At 66.3% G+C, this 18,638-nt stretch carries 23 protein-coding genes; 11 read left to right on the top strand and 12 right to left on the bottom strand.

The annotated features are described in order from the left end of the window. Position 1: 1 nt before the first annotated feature. A complete protein-coding gene (locus EAO80_RS08725) occupies positions 2-1,192 on the top strand; it encodes a redox-regulated ATPase YchF (RefSeq protein WP_122089536.1) in 1,191 nt (396 codons plus the stop codon). A 207-nt stretch (positions 1,193-1,399) separates the two neighbouring features. Here EAO80_RS08725 and EAO80_RS08720 read toward each other — a convergent pair whose 3' ends face one another. Beyond that, positions 1,400-2,926 carry an HVO_0234 family beta-propeller protein gene (locus EAO80_RS08720; protein WP_122089535.1) on the bottom strand — a complete coding sequence of 509 codons (1,527 nt, stop codon included), beginning with the start codon at positions 2,924-2,926 and terminating at the stop codon, positions 1,400-1,402. 88 nt (positions 2,927-3,014) lie between these two features. Between EAO80_RS08720 and EAO80_RS08715 the strand changes: the two genes are divergently transcribed. Together EAO80_RS08715 and EAO80_RS08710 are read left to right on the top strand one after the other, a co-directional pair. After that, positions 3,015-3,509, top strand: coding sequence for a CBS domain-containing protein (locus EAO80_RS08715; RefSeq protein WP_122089534.1), 495 nt, complete (start codon positions 3,015-3,017; stop codon positions 3,507-3,509). A 55-nt stretch (positions 3,510-3,564) separates the two neighbouring features. Further along, positions 3,565-4,203 (top strand): hypothetical protein, encoded by a 639-nt coding sequence (locus EAO80_RS08710; protein ID WP_122089533.1) that lies wholly within the window; start codon positions 3,565-3,567, stop codon positions 4,201-4,203. Positions 4,204-4,209: 6 nt separating this feature from the next. Here the strand turns inward: EAO80_RS08710 and EAO80_RS08705 are convergent, their stop codons facing one another. Continuing rightward, the gene (locus tag EAO80_RS08705) at positions 4,210-4,908 is read right to left on the bottom strand and encodes an SDR family NAD(P)-dependent oxidoreductase (protein ID WP_122089532.1); all 699 of its coding nucleotides are present in this window, start codon (positions 4,906-4,908) and stop codon (positions 4,210-4,212) included. Positions 4,909-5,004: 96 nt separating this feature from the next. Here EAO80_RS08705 and EAO80_RS08700 point away from each other — a divergent pair, with 96 nt between their 5' ends. Continuing rightward, entirely contained in the window at positions 5,005-5,724 is a 720-nt protein-coding gene (locus EAO80_RS08700; protein WP_122089531.1) for a hypothetical protein, read from the top strand. A 281-nt stretch (positions 5,725-6,005) separates the two neighbouring features. Here EAO80_RS08700 and EAO80_RS08695 read toward each other — a convergent pair whose 3' ends face one another. From EAO80_RS08695 to hpt, 3 genes are all read right to left on the bottom strand, one after another. Continuing rightward, positions 6,006-6,857, bottom strand: coding sequence for an NAD+ synthase (locus EAO80_RS08695; RefSeq protein WP_122089530.1), 852 nt, complete (start codon positions 6,855-6,857; stop codon positions 6,006-6,008). A gap of 195 nt (positions 6,858-7,052) precedes the next feature. Next, a complete protein-coding gene (locus tag EAO80_RS08690; protein WP_122089529.1) occupies positions 7,053-7,241 on the bottom strand; it encodes a hypothetical protein in 189 nt (62 codons plus the stop codon). Positions 7,242-7,423: 182 nt separating this feature from the next. Then, on the bottom strand, positions 7,424-7,969 hold the full coding sequence (hpt, locus tag EAO80_RS08685) for a hypoxanthine/guanine phosphoribosyltransferase (RefSeq protein ID WP_122089528.1): 546 nt from the start codon (positions 7,967-7,969) through the stop codon (positions 7,424-7,426). 142 nt (positions 7,970-8,111) lie between these two features. On the opposite strand from hpt, the gene EAO80_RS08680 reads away from it, so the two are divergent. Then, a complete protein-coding gene (locus EAO80_RS08680) occupies positions 8,112-8,504 on the top strand; it encodes a pyridoxamine 5'-phosphate oxidase family protein (protein ID WP_122089527.1) in 393 nt (130 codons plus the stop codon). Here the strand turns inward: EAO80_RS08680 and EAO80_RS08675 are convergent. The 4 genes from EAO80_RS08675 to EAO80_RS08660 all read right to left on the bottom strand — a co-directional run bounded on the left by EAO80_RS08675 (position 8,495) and on the right by EAO80_RS08660 (position 11,120). Then, a complete protein-coding gene (locus EAO80_RS08675; protein ID WP_162993932.1) occupies positions 8,495-8,743 on the bottom strand; it encodes a hypothetical protein in 249 nt (82 codons plus the stop codon). The two genes, EAO80_RS08680 and EAO80_RS08675, sit on opposite strands and share 10 nt — an antisense overlap. A 98-nt stretch (positions 8,744-8,841) precedes the next feature. Further along, on the bottom strand, positions 8,842-9,750 hold the full coding sequence (gene pdxS, locus EAO80_RS08670) for a pyridoxal 5'-phosphate synthase lyase subunit PdxS (protein ID WP_122089525.1): 909 nt from the start codon (positions 9,748-9,750) through the stop codon (positions 8,842-8,844). Positions 9,751-9,811: 61 nt separating this feature from the next. Beyond that, positions 9,812-9,994 (bottom strand): hypothetical protein, encoded by a 183-nt coding sequence (locus EAO80_RS08665; protein ID WP_122089537.1) that lies wholly within the window; start codon positions 9,992-9,994, stop codon positions 9,812-9,814. Positions 9,995-10,046: 52 nt separating this feature from the next. Beyond that, entirely contained in the window at positions 10,047-11,120 is a 1,074-nt protein-coding gene (locus EAO80_RS08660; protein ID WP_122089524.1) for a pyridoxal-phosphate-dependent aminotransferase family protein, read from the bottom strand. Positions 11,121-11,206: 86 nt separating this feature from the next. Here EAO80_RS08660 and EAO80_RS08655 point away from each other — a divergent pair, with 86 nt between their 5' ends. Next, complete coding sequence (locus EAO80_RS08655) at positions 11,207-11,872, top strand: DUF1405 domain-containing protein (protein WP_122089523.1); 666 nt, start codon at positions 11,207-11,209, stop codon at positions 11,870-11,872. 11 nt (positions 11,873-11,883) lie between these two features. Here EAO80_RS08655 and EAO80_RS08650 read toward each other — a convergent pair whose 3' ends face one another. Then, positions 11,884-12,774 (bottom strand): HFX_2341 family transcriptional regulator, encoded by an 891-nt coding sequence (locus EAO80_RS08650; protein ID WP_122089522.1) that lies wholly within the window; start codon positions 12,772-12,774, stop codon positions 11,884-11,886. 93 nt (positions 12,775-12,867) lie between these two features. Here EAO80_RS08650 and EAO80_RS08645 point away from each other — a divergent pair, with 93 nt between their 5' ends. Beyond that, positions 12,868-13,122: a hypothetical protein gene (locus EAO80_RS08645; protein WP_122089521.1), complete on the top strand. Its 255-nt coding sequence runs from the start codon at positions 12,868-12,870 to the stop codon at positions 13,120-13,122. 153 nt (positions 13,123-13,275) lie between these two features. Continuing rightward, positions 13,276-14,616: a DNA primase DnaG gene (dnaG, locus tag EAO80_RS08640; protein WP_122089520.1), complete on the top strand. Its 1,341-nt coding sequence runs from the start codon at positions 13,276-13,278 to the stop codon at positions 14,614-14,616. 7 nt (positions 14,617-14,623) lie between these two features. On the opposite strand, the gene EAO80_RS08635 is transcribed toward dnaG, so the two are convergent. Beyond that, on the bottom strand, positions 14,624-15,931 hold the full coding sequence (locus EAO80_RS08635; protein ID WP_122089519.1) for a DUF92 domain-containing protein: 1,308 nt from the start codon (positions 15,929-15,931) through the stop codon (positions 14,624-14,626). Between the two features lie 128 nt (positions 15,932-16,059). Between EAO80_RS08635 and EAO80_RS08630 the strand changes: the two genes are divergently transcribed. Continuing rightward, complete coding sequence (locus tag EAO80_RS08630) at positions 16,060-16,668, top strand: undecaprenyl diphosphate synthase family protein (protein WP_122089518.1); 609 nt, start codon at positions 16,060-16,062, stop codon at positions 16,666-16,668. A 202-nt stretch (positions 16,669-16,870) separates the two neighbouring features. Here the strand turns inward: EAO80_RS08630 and uppS are convergent, their stop codons facing one another. Continuing rightward, positions 16,871-17,764, bottom strand: coding sequence for a polyprenyl diphosphate synthase (gene uppS, locus EAO80_RS08625; protein ID WP_122089517.1), 894 nt, complete (start codon positions 17,762-17,764; stop codon positions 16,871-16,873). 92 nt (positions 17,765-17,856) lie between these two features. Here uppS and EAO80_RS08620 point away from each other — a divergent pair, with 92 nt between their 5' ends. Continuing rightward, complete coding sequence (locus tag EAO80_RS08620; RefSeq protein ID WP_008414810.1) at positions 17,857-18,051, top strand: cold-shock protein; 195 nt, start codon at positions 17,857-17,859, stop codon at positions 18,049-18,051. 139 nt (positions 18,052-18,190) lie between these two features. After that, complete coding sequence (locus EAO80_RS08615) at positions 18,191-18,592, top strand: DUF5778 family protein (RefSeq protein WP_122089516.1); 402 nt, start codon at positions 18,191-18,193, stop codon at positions 18,590-18,592. Positions 18,593-18,638 lie beyond the last annotated feature (46 nt).

The following is an 18,638-nucleotide window of genomic DNA, read 5'->3' as shown; positions in this document are numbered from 1 at the left end:
AATGAGCTACCGGATCGGTCTCGTCGGCAAGCCCTCGGTTGGCAAGTCGACCTTCTTCAACGCCGCGACGATGAACGACGTTCCCGAGGGCGCGTACCCCTTTACCACCATCGACCCCAGCGTGGGCGAGGCGTACGTCCGCGTCGAGTGTGCCGCCCCCGAGTTCGACCACGCGTGTACCCCCGAGACGGGCTTCTGCCGCGAGGGAACCCGGTTCGTCCCCACGAAACTCGTCGACGTCGCGGGGCTGATCCCCGGTGCACACGAGGGCAACGGGCTCGGAAACCAGTTCCTGACCGATCTCAACGAGACGGACGTGCTCGTTCACGTCGTCGATTTCTCGGGAACGACTGACGCCGAGGGCGAGCTCACCGAGGGCCACGACCCCCGCGACGACATCGACTTCCTGGAGACCGAACTCGACATGTGGTACCTCGAGATCCTCGAGAAGGGCATCGAGAAGTTCTCGAACCGGTACACGGGCGAGGAGGCAGACATCGAGGTCGAGCTCGCCGAACAGATGAGCGCCTTCGGGATCACCAAGGACGAGATCAAACGTCTGATCCTCCGACTCGACCTCGGCTTCGAGCCCGCCGAGTGGGATTCCGACGAGCGTGCGGCGCTTGCCCGTGAGATCCGTACGGAAACGAAGCCGATGGTGATCGCCGCGAACAAGATGGATACTCCCGAAGCGCAGGCGAACTACGAGGCGATCACGAGCGATCCCGACTACGAGCACCTGACGATCGTTCCCGCGAGCGCCCACGCCGAGAAGGCGCTCAAGCGCGCCGACGAGCAGGGCGCGATCGACTACCGGCCCGGCGACGGCGACTTCGAGATCGTATCGGAGCTCTCGGACGACCAGGAGGCGGGGCTCACCCGGATCGGGGAGTTCGTCCGCGAGTTCGACGGGACGGGCGTCCAGCGAGCTCTGGAGACCGCTCTGTTCGAGGAACTGGACGCGATCGCCGTCTTCCCCGGTTCGGCGAACGGCGAACCCGAGGACGGGAAGTTCATGCGGGACTGTTTCGTCCTGCCCGAGGGGTCGACCACCGAGGACTTCGCGTATTTCCTGCACTCGGACATCGGCGAGGGGCTACTCCACGGGATCGACTGCCGGTCCAACCGCCAGGTCGGCGCGGGCCACGAACTCGACCACCGCGACGTCATCGAGATCGTTTCGACGAACTGAGTCGACCCAACGACTATGCGATCCGGTATCGTACGACAGGATATATCGTACGACAGGATATCGCGAGTTCACGATCCGACTCGTGGTGTCTGAACTGCGGCTTTAGCGCCGTCTCGGGGGTGGGAAGTGGGCTAGAGTGGAGGTACCGAAACTCGGGCGGCTCACGCAGTGTCCCGAGTGCAACAGCACGAACGTCACCAGCGGCCGCTAACGAGCGCGTTCGAGCAGCGTCCCGTCCTCGCCGACGGCCACCGAGCGTTTGCCACTGGCGACCGCAAACAGGTCGGCGTCGGTCGGCGAGTCGACCGCCTCCCAGTCGCCGTCTCGGTTCTCGAAGACCGCGCCGCCGGCGCCGACCGCGAGCCACTCCGCGCCGCCGGCGCCGACCGCGAGCCCCGAAAGCGGGTCCTCGTCGACGCGGACCGGCGTCCAGACGCTCCCGTCGAATCGCTGGACCGTACCGTCGTCGCCCGCGACGACGACGGCGTCCGCCGTCGCTGCGAGCGCGCCGAACCCGCTCGTGTTCTCGATTCCGACCCGTTCGAACTCGCTTCCCTCGATCCGATAGACGCCCGCATTGGTATCACAGCAGTAGCCGAGCGACTCGTCGAGGAAGGTGATCGTGCTCATCGAGGAGCCGCTGCCCGGCTTGACCGGGTCGTCCCACGCGACCTCGCTCCCCTCGTACTCGCCCACCAGGACCTGCCCCGAGCCGTTGACCAGCGCGAGTCGTTCCTCGCCGGCCGTTCCGGCGACCGCGAGATCCGCCCAGTTGTCGGTGATCCCCTCGGGCGCCGAGTGGTCGGTATGACGACCCGCCGCGGGGTCGTAGCGCCCGAGGACGCCGCCGTCGCCGGCGACCCAGACCGCCTCGCCTTCGTCCGTGGCGTCGACCCCGCGGAGGATCGTTGATTCTGCGGCCGGACCGCTTTCGAGGGCGAGTTCCCACTCCTCTCCCGGAGCACGCGCGAGCAAAACGCCGCCCTCCCCGGCCGCGTAGGCGCTCTCGCCGACCGCCGTGGTGTCCAACAGCGCTTCCTCGGTCGGCCCGTCGGCCTCGACCCACTCGGCCGGTTCGGACCCGTCTTCCCGGTCCTCGCCGTCGAGACCGAGGGCGTCGTCGGCCGCGCTCCCGTCGTCCGCGTCGCTCACCCCGCTCGTATCGGGGTTCGACGGCGCCGAGTTCGATTCGGATTCGTGTGCGGTTCCGGCCGCGGGGGCGGGTTCGCTTCGCTCGCCACGAACGTCCGCGGGCTCCGATCCGCCCGATCCCGCGATGTCGTCACCGTCGCCCGAGTTGGTGGCGGCCCCGGATGCCGTTTCGGGAGCCCCCTCGTTCCGACGGCCCGATCCCGTGTCGGTGGTCGAACCCGTGGTCGCCGGTTCCTCCCGATCCGGCCGCCGGTCGCCGTCGCTCACGCTCGCCGCGGGGTCGTCGTCGTCGATTTCGCCATCCACTGGCTCGCTCGTGGCCGGTCGATCCGAGGCATCCGTCGGTTGCGTCTCGCCGTCCCCGTCGACCGGTTTCGGGGCCTCCCCGTTGCGGGTCAGGTAGAGGTAGACCGGGGGGATGACGTAGACGGCGATCGCCAGCACCACGAACCCTCTGTGGACGAACGTCAATAGCCCGAAGGCGGTCAGGGCAGTCGCGGTGATGGTGTGGAGACCGGTGTGGGCGTACTCGCGGTAGAACGTGAGAAATCCGTTCTCGCCACTCTCAGTGGCCGTGCTCATTGGCGGCGGTAGTCGCGGAACGCCGATGAGGCTTTCCGTTGCACTGCCCGACCACAAGACATAGCTCCCCGCCGAACCACCGTCCCACATGGACCTCGTTGCCCGCGATGTCATGACGACCGACGTCGAGACCGCCCACCCCGACGACGAGGTCGGTGACGTCCTCGAACGCCTCGCGAAGGCCCACTTCAACGGCTTTCCGATCGTCGAGGACGACCGAGTAGTGGGGATCGTCACGCAGGGTGACCTCGTGCGCCTGTTTCGCAAGAAGGACCGGTTGGTGTGGATCCCCATCGGCGTGCCGCCCTTCAGCGAGACGCTGCCCTATGCGGTGGACTTCTCGCTTGACGAGTTCGACCTCGGAATCGACTTCGTGAAGAACGCCCGCAAGGACGTCAGCGAGATCATGGTCCGCGACGTCGTGACGGTCGAGGCCGACGCCGGGATCGAGGGGGTGCTCTCGATCCTCGCGGGCGAAGAGCGCGATATCAACCGCGTGCCCGTGCTCGAAAACGGGGCGCTCGTAGGGATCATCACCCGCGAGGACCTCCTTCGTGCGCTGGAGACCGAACTGGGTCACTGAGAGCGTAAGGTTCTCGATGCTGGGTAGCCAATCCGACGGTAGTTAGGAGGGGACTATGTTCGAACTCGGAGGGGTAACAGTCACGCTCGGGACGCTCGTGGCCGTCCTCGCGCTTCTCGTGGGGACCGTCTGGATAGCGTGGCGTCGGTCCTCCGCCATCGTCGCCGCCGGGTTGCTGGTGGGTGGCGTCCACGCCGTCGCGGCGTTCACCGACTACCTCGACCCGGCGACGGTCACGAGCGCCCGAGAAACCCTACTCGAACGGGGCGTTGCAGGGTTTTTCGCCCTCGCGGCCGGCTTCGATACGGTCTTCGCAGCGATCGCCAGCGCGATCTCGTGGGTACTCGACGCCCTCGACGCGACGGGGATGCCCGGCGTCGAGGTCTCGGTGCTCTCGTTCGTTAGTACGCTCCTCGGGCTCGCCGTCGTGAGCGCGCTCGTCTGTGGTGCGCTCGTCTGGATCGGCCGCTGGGCCGACGGGGCGCCGCTCGGCGGGGTCCTCGCTTCCCTCGGCGTCGTCTTCGGCGCGGTCGGAACCCTCTGGACGTGGCTACCGCTCGACCTCGGCGATCTGAGCGCGCTGTACACGCTTTTAGTGGTCGGCGCCGTCGCCGCGGGCTACGTCCTCGGCGTCAGCGCGCTCGGGGTGTCGCCCCGCCCACCGACGCCCGAGCGCCTCCGTCCGGAGCGCTGAGGCCGGTTACCAGTCGATCCGCTCGCGGTCCCGCCAGAACCGGCCGGCCGGACTTCCGGACTCGAAGGTCGCGAGCCAGACCGGCGTGTCCGCTCCCTCTTCGGGGCTTCTGGGTGCCGCCGCCGAGCCGAGGTCCGTCCGGATCCAGCCGGGACAGGCGGCGTTCGCGAGCAGTCCCTCGTCGCCGTATTCGCCGTGGAGGTAGACCGTCAGCCCGTTCAACCCCGCTTTCGACACCCGGTAGGGTGGGTGGCCGCCGCTCATCCCCTCCCCGAGCGCCCCCATTCCCGACGAGACGTTGACGACGCGCCCGCCCGGCCGCTTCAGGAGATGGGGGAGTGCAAACCGGGTGAGGACGACCGGGCCACGCAGGTTCACCCCGAAGGTCGCGTCGATCCCTTCGACCTCGGCCTCGTGCAGCGGGGCCTCGGAGCCTGCAACGCCGGCGTTGTTCACGAGGACGTCGAGACGGCTGGCCTCCTCGTCGATGCGGTCGATCGCCGCCCGCATCGTCCCGTCGTCGGTAACGTCGAGTTCGATCGCCCGCTGGCCCTCGGCGTCCACGTCGTCGATGTTCCGAGCCCCGGCGTACACCGTGGCACCGAGGGATCCGAGCCCGATCGCGATCGACCGGCCGATACCGCGGGTCGCACCGGTCACCAGTGCCACCTGCCCGTCGAGCGAGGCGTGTCTGTCGATGTCCATACGAGTCCTACACCGCGTGAGGGGATAGCTTCGGGCGGTCCAGCCGATTCCGACCGCAGGCACGCCCGTTATGCGTCGTGGGGCCGTAGCTCGGCTATGACGCAGCCGCCGGATCTCGACGCCGATATCGAGGAGATCACCGCTCGACGCGACGAGCTCGTCGGGGCGGTGCGCGACCACGCGGGCCGGATCGCCTACCAGCTCGCCCGACTCCAGGGCGGGGACTACGGCCAGCGGTCCTTTTCGACGGATCGCGGCGAATGGACCCTCAAGTACGAGGCCGGCGACCTCCAGTACCTCCGCTACAGCCCGACATCGGGTTCCGACACCTACGTCGTCTCGACGAAACAGCCCCCCGAACCCGCGGCGCTGGCCGAGGCCCTCGCGGACTACGAGGGGTTCGTCGCCTCGTACAACGAGTACGTCCGCTCGCTCGACGGCGTTCTCGACGGGGTTTCGACCGATTTTCCGGGGATCGAGACGACCGACGAGGTCGTCGCCCAGCGCGACCGCGTCCTCGAGCGGGTTCGAGAGACCTGTGACCTGATCGCGGGCGAACTCCACCGCTACGAGGGCGGCGACTACGGCAGCTTCGCCACCCGCGTCTCGGGCACGCGCTGGGAGCTGAAGTGGGAGGGTGCAACCGCCTCGTATCTCCGCGTCGGCGGCTCGGGCGGCGTCTATCTCCTCTCGCAGTACGAACCGCCCTCGGCCGCCGACATCCGCGAGTACGCGCCCGCGTTCCAGGGGTTCGTCGAGGCGTACAACGATCACGTCGACGACCTCGAAAGCGATCTCCGTCGGGTGACGCCGTGAGTGGCCTTCCCTAATATTAATAATAGGTATCCTAATATATCTGAACAGCTTATAGGGTAGCGTTATATAGTGAGCGCGGGACGATAACGCATGGTATGATAAAGCAACGCGCGGCAGTTACCTGACGCACCGATCCGAACGCCGAACGACATGTGTACTCCTCGAGCCGGCCATCGGACCGGACTCCTTCCGGCCGGTGGCCGCCCTCCCACCGATTCGAAACGCGATCAGCCGTCCGTTTTACCCTCTACCACTGAGTCACATCGAAGCCACAGGACTCGTCAGCGGGTCCGCTCGTCCAGCCCGGGCGTCGGCGGGACCGCACGCTTGTGTGCCGAGGTCACGAACCGCCGTTTGCACTCCTCGACGGTATCGACGTCGATGTCCAGTTCGTCGGCGATCCGTTGTGGGGGTTCCTCCCTGTCGACGAGCCGCAGTAGAACGGCATCGAGCAGGTCGTAGGGTGCGCCGAGGTCCTCGGCGTCGGTCTGTCCGGCCCAGAACCCCGCCGTTGGCTCCTTGCTGATGATCCGCTTTGGCACGCCCACGTGCGGGGCGAGGGCGCGTATTTCCGTTTTGTAGAGATCTCCCACGGGATAGAGGTCCGCGCCGCCGTCGCCGTACTTCGTGAAGTAGCCGAGCAGCAGCTCCGAGCGGTTCGACGTCCCGAGCACGAGCGACGAGCGCGTGTTGGCCGCGTAGTACGCACAGATCATTCGGAAGCGCGCGACGACGTTTCCGAGTATCTCCTCGTCCGCCGACCCGATCGCCGGTGCGACCTGCTCCTCGAAGAGTTCGAGCAGCCCGTGAAGTTGGATCTCCCGGTGTTCGATGCCCAATCCATCAGCGATCGTGCGCGCGTCGGTCGCCCCGAGATACTCGGTCTTGTGACAGGGCAGTCCCAGTGCCAACACCCGGTCGGTATCGAGCGCGTCGGCCGCGATCGCCGCCGTCAGCGTCGAGTCGATACCGCCGCTCATCGGGATTACGACCCCTTCGGCGTCCGCCTCCGCGACTCGCCGGCGGACGAACGAGACGATTTCGTCCCGGGCCCCTTCGAGCGCCGCCGGGTCCGTTAGAAAGGGTTCCTCGTCGTCTCCGGACGAATACCGTACGTTCGTTATTTCTTGCATAATATTTCTATCGGTATAATCGCTCATATCAGTAATGGTAGAATTATCCGAGGCGTATAAGACTATTCCTTAAACAGATGAAGGTCTAACGGGGTGGCCGTGACGAGTTCCGAACTACCTCCTTCTACGTACCCGGACACGGGCCGAATCCGAGGAACAGTGGCGACGGCGTGATTGGGGCGCGACGCCGGACGATCACTCGCGCGCCGCGCTGAAGGCGGGCGAGACCGAGAGGTTCTCGTCGTCCATCAGACAGCCGAGTCGACGCCGACAGCCGGTGTCGAAGGTGGCCGGTGCCCCGGCGGTCGATTCGGCGGTGCGATCGGGAACGGTCGTTGCGGGCGATTCGGTCGCGGTTCGTCGGGACTGTGGGGTGCTACTCATTGGGTGTCGGGTTCCGTGGTTCGAAAGCGATGCTGGCGGGGCGAAAATCAGTCGTGGACACGTACTACCGACATCTGTGTCTCTCTCCAGTGCCCGAATCATAATGAATGTTCGGGTATGATAGGTGGTTAGCGACTCCAGCGGGGCGAAGATCGTGCGGGTGAACGACGAACGTCGCGAGCTTAGTGGACGGTGACCTCGCCGTCCTCGACGGTGATGTCGAGCAGGCTGGTCGCCTCGAACTCGGTGTCGTCGAGTGCGGAGGGACCGACCTTCCGCATCACGACGACGATATCGACGATCTCGGCGCCGATATCCGACAGCGAGCCACAGATCGATGCCAGGGTGCCGCCGGTCGAGAGCATGTCGTCGAGGACGAGCACGCGGTCGCCGGCCTCGATATCGTTGATGTACATTTCGGATTCGGAGTAGCCCGTCCGCTGGTGGAGCGGGACTTCCCCTTCCAGCCCGTAGGCGCGCTTTCGGATGACGACGAGGGGGATGTCCGTCTGCAGCGAGAGGGCGGTCGCCAGGTGAATCCCCATCGCCTCGGGCGTGACGATCTTATCGACGTCCAACTCCGCGGTGCGCATGAGTTCGACGACGACCTCGCGCAACAGGGCCGGATCGAGCATCGGCACGCCGTTGCTGATCGGGTGGACGAGGTACTCGTAACCGTCCTTGTCGATGATCGGCGCGTCGTCGAGCGAGGCGATGAGTTTCTCCATGGGGTGGGTTCGGGTAATCGGGCTAAAAGCGGATCGCTCCGAACGTGCGACTTCGACACCGGCTGGCCTCTCCTCACGCGCCCTGTCCGTCATCGGCCCGCGTTCCATCAAGGCCTATGTCGATCACGCCCCTTCCCGAACCATGAGCCGCGGACTGCCGCGCGAGGCCGAGGAGCTGATCGAGGGCGAGCCGCTGATGGCCCATTTCGCCACCAGCCACGAGGACCGGCCCCACGTCGCGCCGGTCTGGTACCGCTACGAGTCGGGCACCCTCTCGGCGCTGATCACCGGCCGGAAACTGGCGAACGTCCGGCGGAACCCGCGGGTCGCGGCCTCCATCGAGAAATCGAGCGGCGGGAGCGCCGAGTGGATGGTCACGATACGCGGGACCGCCACGGTGGTCGAAGACGAGGGGGCGACACGCGAGGCGCTCCGGGCGATCAACCCCAAGTACGGTGCGGACCCGGACGCCTGGACCGGAAACACGCTCGTCCGCGTCGACGTCGGCTCGGGAACCTACCGAACCTACGACTGAGACCTCACGCCGGACCGGCCGGTCCCATCGGTGGGGTACCCGACCACGTCGGCCGGCTCATCGAGGGCAACGGGGCGGGAATCGACTGCGACTGGGATCGGTGTGTGGATGCCACCCGGTCCGCCCCGGTTCGACTTCTCCGTTCGGCGCTCGGTCTGGAGCTGTTCGGTGATTTCCGAACGGCCCCCACGACTCGGCGAGAAATCCATTGCGGTTCGGAATGTGGCCTCGGCACTCATAGGGCTCCTCATCGCGCGCTGCCTAGACGCGCTCGGTGAGGGTGTTCGTCATCGGCCGGGTCGACGTAGCCGCCGAGCGCACAAAGAGGGTTCCGTCCTCAGACGCCCCGGTTCTGCATCTTCTCCTCGTCGGGCAGATCGACGTTCGCGTCGCCCTTCATGCTCTTTCCGACGTTCGAGGCGATCTCGGCGAGTTTCTCTGGACCGTCCCAGTTGGTCGTCGCAGCGACGATCGCGTCGGCCATCGCCTCGGGGTTCTGGGCGCCGAAGATCCCCGATCCGACGAAGATGCCGTCACAGCCGTGGTGCATCATCAAGGCGGCGTCGGCGGGGGTGGCGATCCCGCCCGCGGCGAAGTTCACGACCGGCAGCCGACCGACCTCGGCGGTCTCGTGGACCAGATGGGCCGGTGCCTCGATTTCGCGGGCGAACGCCTCGCGCTCCTCGTGGCTCATCCCCTCGATCCGCCTGATCGCCCCCTTGATCTGGCGCTGGTGATGCACGGCCTGGTTCACGTCGCCAGTGCCGGCCTCGCCCTTCGTACGGATCATCGCCGCGCCCTCCTCGATCCGCCGAAGGGCCTCGCCCAGATCGCGCGCCCCGCAGACGAACGGCGCGGTGAACTCTCGCTTGTCGATGTGGTAGGCGTCGTCGGCGGGAGTGAGGACTTCGGATTCGTCGATCATGTCGACTCCCACCGCTTCGAGGATCTGGGCCTCCTTCGTGTGGCCGATTCGGGACTTGCCCATCACAGGGACCGAAACCGACTCGACGATCTCCGATACGTCAGCGGGATCGGCCATCCGGGCGACGCCACCTCGTTTGCGGATGTCGGCGGGCACGGCCTCCAGGGCCATCACCGCGACCGCGCCGGCCTCCTCTGCGACGCGGGCCTGTTCGGCGTTGACGACGTCCATGATGACGCCGCCTTTCTGCATCCGTGCAAAGCCGCGTTTGACGAGATCGGTGCCACGCTTCAGCTCCTCGATGTCGGTCTCCTCGGCCATAGTCGGGTCGTAGGACGGACGCTGGTAATACGTGTCGGTGATGCCATGCGTCGCCGCTTCGCTATCGCGTTCCCATGCCCGCTCCGAAGGCGACCCCGAGTGCGACTCCTATCGGAAGCCATAGCGCGAGGTTGTCCGTCGCAACCCCGATTCCGACCCCGAGGGCGACGCCGAGAGCCAGCCCCGTCCCCATGTTCGCGTCCGAATCGAGCTCGTCCGGTTCGGAAGGTGTATCCACTGACATGACGTTCATTCGTCTCGAATCACGATAACTGTCACTGCCGAACCCGACGGGATCAGTCGAGGGCGGCCGCGAGCGCGTCCATCGCCCGATCGACTCGCTCGATCTCGGCGTTGTAGCCCATGTGGCCCACCCGGAGGATCGACTCCGAATACTCGCCCAACCCCGTCGCGAGGACGACGCCCTCCTCGGCGACCTGCCGCTGGAGGTCGCCCGCGTTCTCGACCGCGAAGGCGGTGACGGTCGGGGAAGTCAACTCCGGGGCGAACGGCGCCAGTCCGAGTTCGCGCCCACGCTCCCGACAGTGCTCGGCCGCCCGCTCGTGGCGCTCGAAGACGTCGTTCATACCCTCCTCCAGCAGACGATCGAGCGCCGCGTCCAGTGCGTAGAGGTCCGACACCGAGTGGGTGTACGGAAACCCCGCGGGCGGATCGTCGAACCCGAGGTCGTGCCACGGTTCGAGGTTCAGATAGAAGGAGCGCTGGTCGATCGCCTCGATTCGCTTCCAGGCCGCCTCGCTCACCGACAGTGTCGCGAGCCCGGGCGGCGCGCTGAAACACTTCTGTGAGGCCCCCAGACAGATATCGATGAATTCGGTCGGCACCTCGGTCCCGCCCAGCGACGAGACCGCATCGCAGATCGTCAGCACGCCCGCCTCGTCGAGGACTGTGAGAACGGCGTCGAGGTCGTTCAACACACCCGTCGGAGTCTCGCAGTGAACCATCGTTGCCACCGCGGGGTCGTGTTCTTCGACGGCCTCTTTGACTGATTCGGGGTCGAACCCCTCCGTGGGTGGGATTTCGTGGATCACGGGCTCGCCGCCGTGAAGTTCGACGAGATCAGCGAAACCCGCCCCGTAGATCCCGTTCGCCAGACAGAGGACAGTCTCACCAGGCTCGATCAGGGAGGCGACGCTCGCCTCCAACCCGACCATCCCCTCGCCGGCAAGCACGACGAGGTCATCGTCGGTGCCATAGACCCGCCCGAGTTCGTCGAGGAGATCACGATAGAACTCGGTGAACTCGGGTTCGACGTCGGGGTTCTGTATCGGCCGGGTCATCGCCTCCCGAACGCTCTCGGGTAGTGCGGTCGGCCCCGGTGTCATCACCAGTGTCTCTCTGTCGTCCATACGGCGAGTCTGATCCCTCGGGGTAAATCGGTGTGGGTCGTGGGGAACCGGCAGGTCTTTGGTTCACTCCGCCGCTCCTCGTGATAATGACCGGGCCGACACTCCCCGCGTGGCTCGCTCCCCTCCCCCGTCGGCTGGAGGACCTCGCGCTTCGCTACGCGTGGCTCATCGTCGCGATAAACGTGGCAGGAACGGCCTTCGGTTTCTGGTACTACCGCTTCCAGTTCGCGGGCACGCCAGTATCGATGTGGCCGTGGGTGCCAGACAGCCCGCTCGCGACGCTGTTCATCGCGTTGAGCCTCGCGCTCTGGAAGCTCGACCGCCGGAACGAACTCGTCGACATGCTCGCCTTCTTCGGCAACATCAAGCTCGGGCTCTGGACCCCGTTCGTCCTCCTCTCGTTCAACGACGCCTTCCTCGCCCAGACCCCGCTGCCGATGTACGCCTTCCTCCTTGCGAGCCACCTCGGGATGGTCGCCCAGGCCTTCCTGATCCACCGCTACAGCGACTTCTCGATCCCGGCGATCGCTGCGGCGCTGGCCTGGTACAGCTTCGACCTCGCGGTGGACTACTTCGTCCCGATCCTCGGGGACCCCCACCACACCACCCTTCCCTTCGCCGATCCGATGGCGGTCGAACTCGTCTGGAACACGACCGCGTTTCGGGTCGCCGCGCTCGGGGCGACCATGCTCACGATCTGGATTTCCTTCTTTGCGCTCGCGACGCGGGCTGAAAAGGCACGAGCCGAGTGACGACGGGCGGGTCACTCCGCGCTGGTGTGGGCGCGCACCCACAGCTCGCCGATGCGCGAGAGCCGGGTCCGGTAGGACTTCCCGTGGGGATCGCGCTCGACGTAGCCCTTCCCGTTCGGGCCCAGCCGGTCGACGTTGTAGATCACCTTCGAGCGGAAGCTGTCGGTATACTCCTCGGAGAGTTCGCTCGCGAGCGCCTCGGCGAGTTCGCTGACGCTCTCGAACTCGCCGTCCTCGCCGAGCTTGAAGAGGATCAGCTCCTCGAACGGTTTGACGTTCGAAAAGGAGGCGATCGGGAGTTCGACGATATGCCGGCCGTCGATCTCCTTTGCGCCGATGGTCGTTCCCCGGTCGTCGAACTCCCCGAGCAGCTCGCGGACCGATTCGAGGCGCGCGGCGATGCGTTCGGGATCGACGTCGCCGTCTTCGAGGTCTTCGAGGAGGTCGACCTCCCGGTGGAGTTCCTCCGCGAGTTCGGTTTCGAGGTACTTCTCGGGGGCGGTGTAGTAGGTGTGGACGTTCCGGCGTTCGGCCTCGCGTTCGACCATCAGCGAGTTGGCCGCGGTCGCGATCGCGAAGCTCACCGTACGAGGCATCGCGCTGACGTTGACCCAGACCTCGTTGCCGGCGTCGAGTTCGGCGTCGATCAGTCGGTAGGCCTGCTCGAAGGCCGCGTCGTAGTCGTAGACGTCCCCGAGCGCGAGGCGTTCGGTCTCGGCGCCGAGCAGGTTTCGAAAGTCCGCTTCGAGCTTCTTCGAGAGGTGTTTGGAGTACTCGACGTTCGCCTCGCTCCCGACCGCTCCCTCGATGAGGAGCACGCGATCGACGTCGAGCTGGTCGCGGACCAATGGCGCGATCAGCCGGTCGTAGTCGAAGCCGACCGGGACGATATGCGTCTGCATACCCGTTGGTGCACCCGTAGGAGGTTAAGAGGTATCGGATACGCACTCCCTCGACGGGACCAGAACTATCACCCGCCTCACCCGAACGCTGATATGGCGATCCCGTTCAGCGAGGCGCTCGACGAGGCCCAGTACGTGAGCTTCAGCGACGACCGCCGGGTGATGGCGGTCTGGTACGGGGCCCACAGGGTCACCTTCTTCCTCGTCGAGGACCCCTCACACATCGCCGTCGTGGAGACGGTTTCGATCGGGGAGTACCGCTTCGGCGAAACGAGCCGCGAGGAGGCCGACGAGACCATTCGCTCGGTCTTCGAGGCGTATCACAACGGCTCCCAGCACCGCACCTGAGCCGGGGTTCCTCGCGTCCGGACCGCGGACGGACTTGCTGACCGTTCGTCCCTTCAGTGGCTATATAGCCGTCCTGTCGGGTAGAGACGGCAATTATTTTCCCCGTCGGGCGCGAACGTAACGCTGTCATGGAGACGTTCATGACAGTTACCAATGACACTCAACGATACTGCGAAATACCTCATCCACGCGGACATCACGGCTGCGGGGGTGGTCGAACGGAGTGACGTGGTCGGGGCGATCTTCGGGCAAACCGAGGGACTGCTCGGGGACGACCTCAACCTTCACGACCTCCAGCAGTCCTCGAAGGTCGGCCGGATCGACGTCGAGGTCACGAGCCAGCGCGGCCAATCTGCCGGTACGGTCACCGTCGCGAGCAGCATGGACAAGGTCGAAACCGCCGTACTCGCGGCGGCGCTCGAAACCATCGAGCGCGTTGGCCCCTGCCGGGCGACCCTCGAAATCAGCCGGATCGAGGACACCCGAGCGGCGGCCCGCCGCGAGGTCGTCAGCCGGGCGCGGGACCTGCTCTCGACGGCCTTCGACGAGACGGTCCTGTCGAGCGACGAGCTCCTCGATCAGGTGCGCGAAAGCGTTCGCGTCGAGGACGTCACCGAGTACGAGGGCTATCCCGCCGGCCCCCGCGTTGCCGAGGGCGACGCGGTCATCGTCGTCGAGGGGCGCTCGGACGTGCTCCAACTCCTGAAATACGGCATCAAGAACGCCGTCGCCGTCGAGGGGACGAACGTCCCCGATGCGGTCGCAGAGCTCACCAACGAGCGCACGACGACCGCCTTTCTCGACGGCGATCGCGGGGGCGAGCTCATCATGAAGGAACTCGAACAGGTCGGATCGATCGATTCGGTCGCCTTCGCCCCCGCGGGCCGGTCGGTCGAGGACCTCTCGCGCGAGGAGGTCATGGAGGCGCTCCGCGAGAAGGTCACCTACGAGGCCGTCGCCGATGCGAACGCCCCCCAGGAGTTCGTCGCCGCGACCGACGGCAGTGCCCATCCGGCCCCCGACGGCCCGGCGACGACCGACACGCCCGAGCCCCGTACCCGGACGCCGGTCGAACCGGGCGTCAAAGGCGAGTCCGAATTCGATCCCGAGAGTGGATCCGAACCCCCATCCGAACCGGAACCCGACCCCGAGCCCGAAGCGAGCACCGAGTCGGACGAAGCCCCGTCAGAGCCCGAATCCCTCCGCGAACACGCGGAGGCGGTGCTCGGTGGGGAAACGGGGATGGTTCGGCTGCTCGACGGCGAGTGCCGAGAGGTGTCGAGCGCGCCCGCCGAAGAAGCGTTCGAGGCGATCCGCGAGGCCGAGGCCCCGCCCCACGCGATGGTTCTCGACGGCGAGCTGAGCCAGCGCGTGTTGGATATCGCGGCCCAGCGCGGTCTCTCGCAGGTGATCGTACGCGAACGCGGTCAGTACACGAAACGACCGACCAGTGTTCGGATCCGGACCTTCGAGGAACTGGTCGGACCAGCGTAGCCGTCACTCAAAACAGCCCTGCAAGCGCCGCGAGCCCGACGGCGACGGCTGCGCCGACTAGCGTCGCGAGGAAGTTCACGCCCTGATTGTCGAGCCAGCGGTTCTCGACGGTCGCCCCGAGCAGGCTGTCGGCGGTCATTCCCGCGACCCCGCCGACCGCGATCAGCACCGCGCCAAACACGGAGATCGTCTCGAACAGGACGAGCGCGGGGCCCGCGACCGCGAGCGCACCCGCGAGCCCGGCGAGTTCGCCCTGCCACGTGATCGCGCCGTCGGTGCCCGGAGCGACGCGCTTTCCGGTCGTGATGAGTCGGGGATCGTCGTAGACCCCGCCGATCTCGCTGGAGAGGGTGTCGGCCATCGCGGTGGCGACCGACCCCGCAAAGGCGAAGAAAAAGAGGCCTGCCGGCATCGAGAGGGGATCGGGCGTCGCGGCGTAGCCCAGCACCGCCACGAGGGCGACCGCCGAGTTCCCCAGTACGTTGCCGCTGCCGCGCGCGCCGTCGTTGTCCTCGGCGACCCCGCGGTCGAGTTTTCGGTCGTAGCGGAACTTCGCTGAGAGGCCGCCGATGGCGAAAAACGCGATCAGGAGGACGAACCACGCGTAGCCCCCGAGGACGATGGTGACGAGCGCGAGCAGCATTCCGGTGACCATCCCCGGAACCGAGGCGGTTCCGAGCGCATACGAGACGTAGCCCAACAGTGCCGTCACCGCGATGGCGACGGCGATCTCCGTGGGAGCTGTCTCGATCCCGAGGTCCGCGATCACCCACAGGACGAGCCCCACGCTCAGCAGGACGAGCGGGTCGTCGCGCTGGTAAAGGACGGTTCGCAACAGCGAGCCGATGAGCGCGCCACAGGCCGCGAGGAACGCCGCCGATTCGGGAGCCACGCCGAGCGAGAAGGGCGTAACGAACAGCTGGGCGGCAGTACCCGCGAGGAACCCGCCGGTGACGAAGCCGGCCGTCGGCGCGAGGTCGCGCCCGGAGCGGGTCGCGACCGCCTGCTGGGCGAGGTTGCCCCCGGCAAGCAGGCAGACGGTACCCGCGAACAGTTCGGGGGGAAAGCCGACGATGACGAGCAGGGCGAGGCCGGTGGCGGCCAGCGAGAAGCCTGCGAGCCCGTAGAGGGTACGATCCTCGTGGTCGCCGGGGCGGGCAAAGAGATCGAACAACGGGCCACCGTCGATGACGAGCGCCGCGAGCAGGCCAATGGCCGCAAAGGGGACGAAGGAGGCGGGGCCAAGCAACGGCGCGGCGAGCGAGAGGCTACCCACGAACGCGAACGCGCCCGCCCGTCGAACACCGCCGGTCACACCGATCCGGTTTCGGGGTTGATCACTTATACTATCGCATCTGTTCCGAAACGGGGGCCGGTTTCGACGGGCGGGGCGTGGTTTCCGAAGGCCGTGAGACTTACGGGGGTACCGGCGAGAGGGGTGGTGTGGGTCTGTACGACCGGTATCTCGCTGCCCGCGTCGAGCGCCACGACGGCACGTCGCCGAGCCACGTCGCCATCGTGCTCACCGAGCGTGACCTCCTCGAACGCGGGGCCTACGCAACCCTCGAAGACGTCCTCGAATGGGCCTTCGAGTTCGGCGCCGACCGCGTGACCGTCTACGTCAGCGTACTCGACCCGGCGGCCGCACCCACGCTCGGCGGCGAACTCGCGGAGATCGACGCCCCGCGACCGGTCGCGGTACGCGGTCCCGAGGACACGAAACGGGTCGACACCCCGATCAGTATCGGGATCGGCCTCGGGGGAAAACGCGAGTTCGCCCGCGCGGTCCGCGGACTCGCCCGCGAGGTCGAACGTGGCGAGCGCGACCCTGACGGGATCCGCGACGAGGACATCGAGTCCCAACTGGTCTTTCCCAACGAACCCGACCTGCTGATCAAGACGGGGGCTGAGCGCCTCTCGGACTTCATGATCTGGCAGTCGGTCTACGCCGAACTCTACTTCACGGACGTCAACTGGCGGGACTTCAGGAAACGGGACTACCTTCGGGCCGTCCTCGATTACAAGAAACGCAGCCGGCGGTTCGGACGGTAGCGCAAATCACGTAGACTCGGCGAAGCCCCGACAGTTCGGTCTATCGACCGAATCACGCGACCGGAGCGCCGAGACCGAACTCGGTCCTCAGCACTCGACCGGCGGGACCCACACCGTCGCGGGTCCGCCGGGAACGCCGAAAAAAAGCTCGTACGCCCGTATACCCGTCGTCATCGGTGTTTCTCGCCGAGGGGTACGGGAGTTACTGCTCGGCCGGCACGGTGGCTTCCCGAACCGGGGTGTCCTCACTGTCGATGACGTCCCGTGCCTTGGGGAGGTCGACGTCCGAGAGCGCGCCGACCAGCGCGAGCGCCCGTTGGGTCTTCGTCCGCTGCCAGGAGGCTTCGCGGTGCTGGTAGGTCCGGACAGCTCTGAGAAAGTCGACCTTCGAGAACTCGGGCCAGAACGGCGCACAGAAGAAGACGGCGGCCTCGTTGCCGTTGGCGTGCCACGGCAGGAAGTTCGAGGTGCGCTCGTCCCCGCCGGTGCGGATGATCAGGTCGACGTCCCGAAGCTCGTCGTCGTACAGCCGCCGGTCGATCTCTTCTGCGTCGATCTCTTCTGCATCGATCTCGCCGGTCTCGACCGCCCGGGCGACGTCGCGGGCCACGCCGAGCAGTTCGGCGCGGCCGCCGTAGGCCAGCGCGATGTTGAGGACGAACGTGTCGTACCCCCGGGTACGTTGTTCGGCGTAGCGGGCGGCCTCTCGCACCCGCTCGGGAAGCAACGAGAGGTCCCCGATCGCGCGGATCCGCACGCTACCGTCGTGAACGCGCTCGGCGTCGGCAAACTCCTGAAGCTTCTCGCAGAGGAGGTCGTACAGCGCCTCGCGTTCCTCGGGCGGGCGTTCGAGGTTCTCCGTCGAGAACGCATAGAGGGTGAGCTCCTCGATACCGAGCTCCTCACACCAGTTGAGTACCTGTTCGGTGGTCTGTGCGCCGGCACGGTGGCCGTCGGAGGTCTCGGTACCCTGTTTTCTGGCGTATCGGCGGTTGCCGTCCTGAATGACGGCGACGTGGGTCGGGCCGTCGTCGATCTCGCGCAGGAGGAGGTTCTCGTACACGCGGGACCCGAACGAACGTGCGAGCGATACCATCTATTTACGGCGACGCAATCCGACGCAATGAACTTTGTGTCCGCCACTCTTTGCGCACTTTTTTAAGGGTGGGCGTCGAACGAAGGGTTGCAATGGCGAAAGGTACGGTTGATTTCTTCAACGACACTGGCGGTTACGGCTTTATCGATAGCGAGGATTCCGAGGAGGACGTCTTCTTCCACATGGAGGACGTCGGCGGTCCCGACCTCGAAGAAGGGCAGGAGGTAGAGTTCGACATCGAACAGGCCGATAAGGGGCCGCGAGCAGTCAATCTGGAGCGACTGTAATTCGGTTCCGTTCGATCGTTCGGGGCACCCGGCCCGTGAATCATGGTTCGTTTTATTTCACCGACGCCAGCAGCGGCGCTCGTAACCGGACCCGCGCCGGTAGCGGACAGTATATACGGATCGCCGCCCCAGCGCACGTATGAGCGAGACGCTCGACGACGACCTCTACGAGCGAACCAAGCGCCTCCTCGAACCCGGGGAGATCGAGCTCGTGGGAGCGGTCGTCCACACCGACCTCGGAAGCGCAGACGACATCGAGATGCATCAGGCGACCGTCGATATCGGCGAGATCATCGCCGAGGGTGCGGGATACGACCCGACCGATACCTACGTCTACTCGGGGACGAACGACACGAACTTCTCGTCGAACCAGCACCAGGGACTCGCTCTGGAGGACGACGAGTTCGTCTGGGAGTGCCAACAGCTCCTGCGCGATGGGACCTTCGACGTCGTCTTCTACTACGAGGCCGCGGCGGATCACGAGTCGATCCTGGAGGCGATCCGCGAGGCGGGCTTTCGTGTGACCGGCGTCGAGGAGTAACCGTTCGCGAGAACGCGACGCTTATCCTCCCCGAACCCCGAACATC

The organism is Halalkalicoccus subterraneus (assembly GCF_003697815.1).
Classification (GTDB): Archaea; Halobacteriota; Halobacteria; order Halobacteriales; family Halalkalicoccaceae; genus Halalkalicoccus; species Halalkalicoccus subterraneus.
Note: the sequence above shows the minus strand (reverse complement) of the source record. Positions and strands in the feature narration are given on the sequence as shown.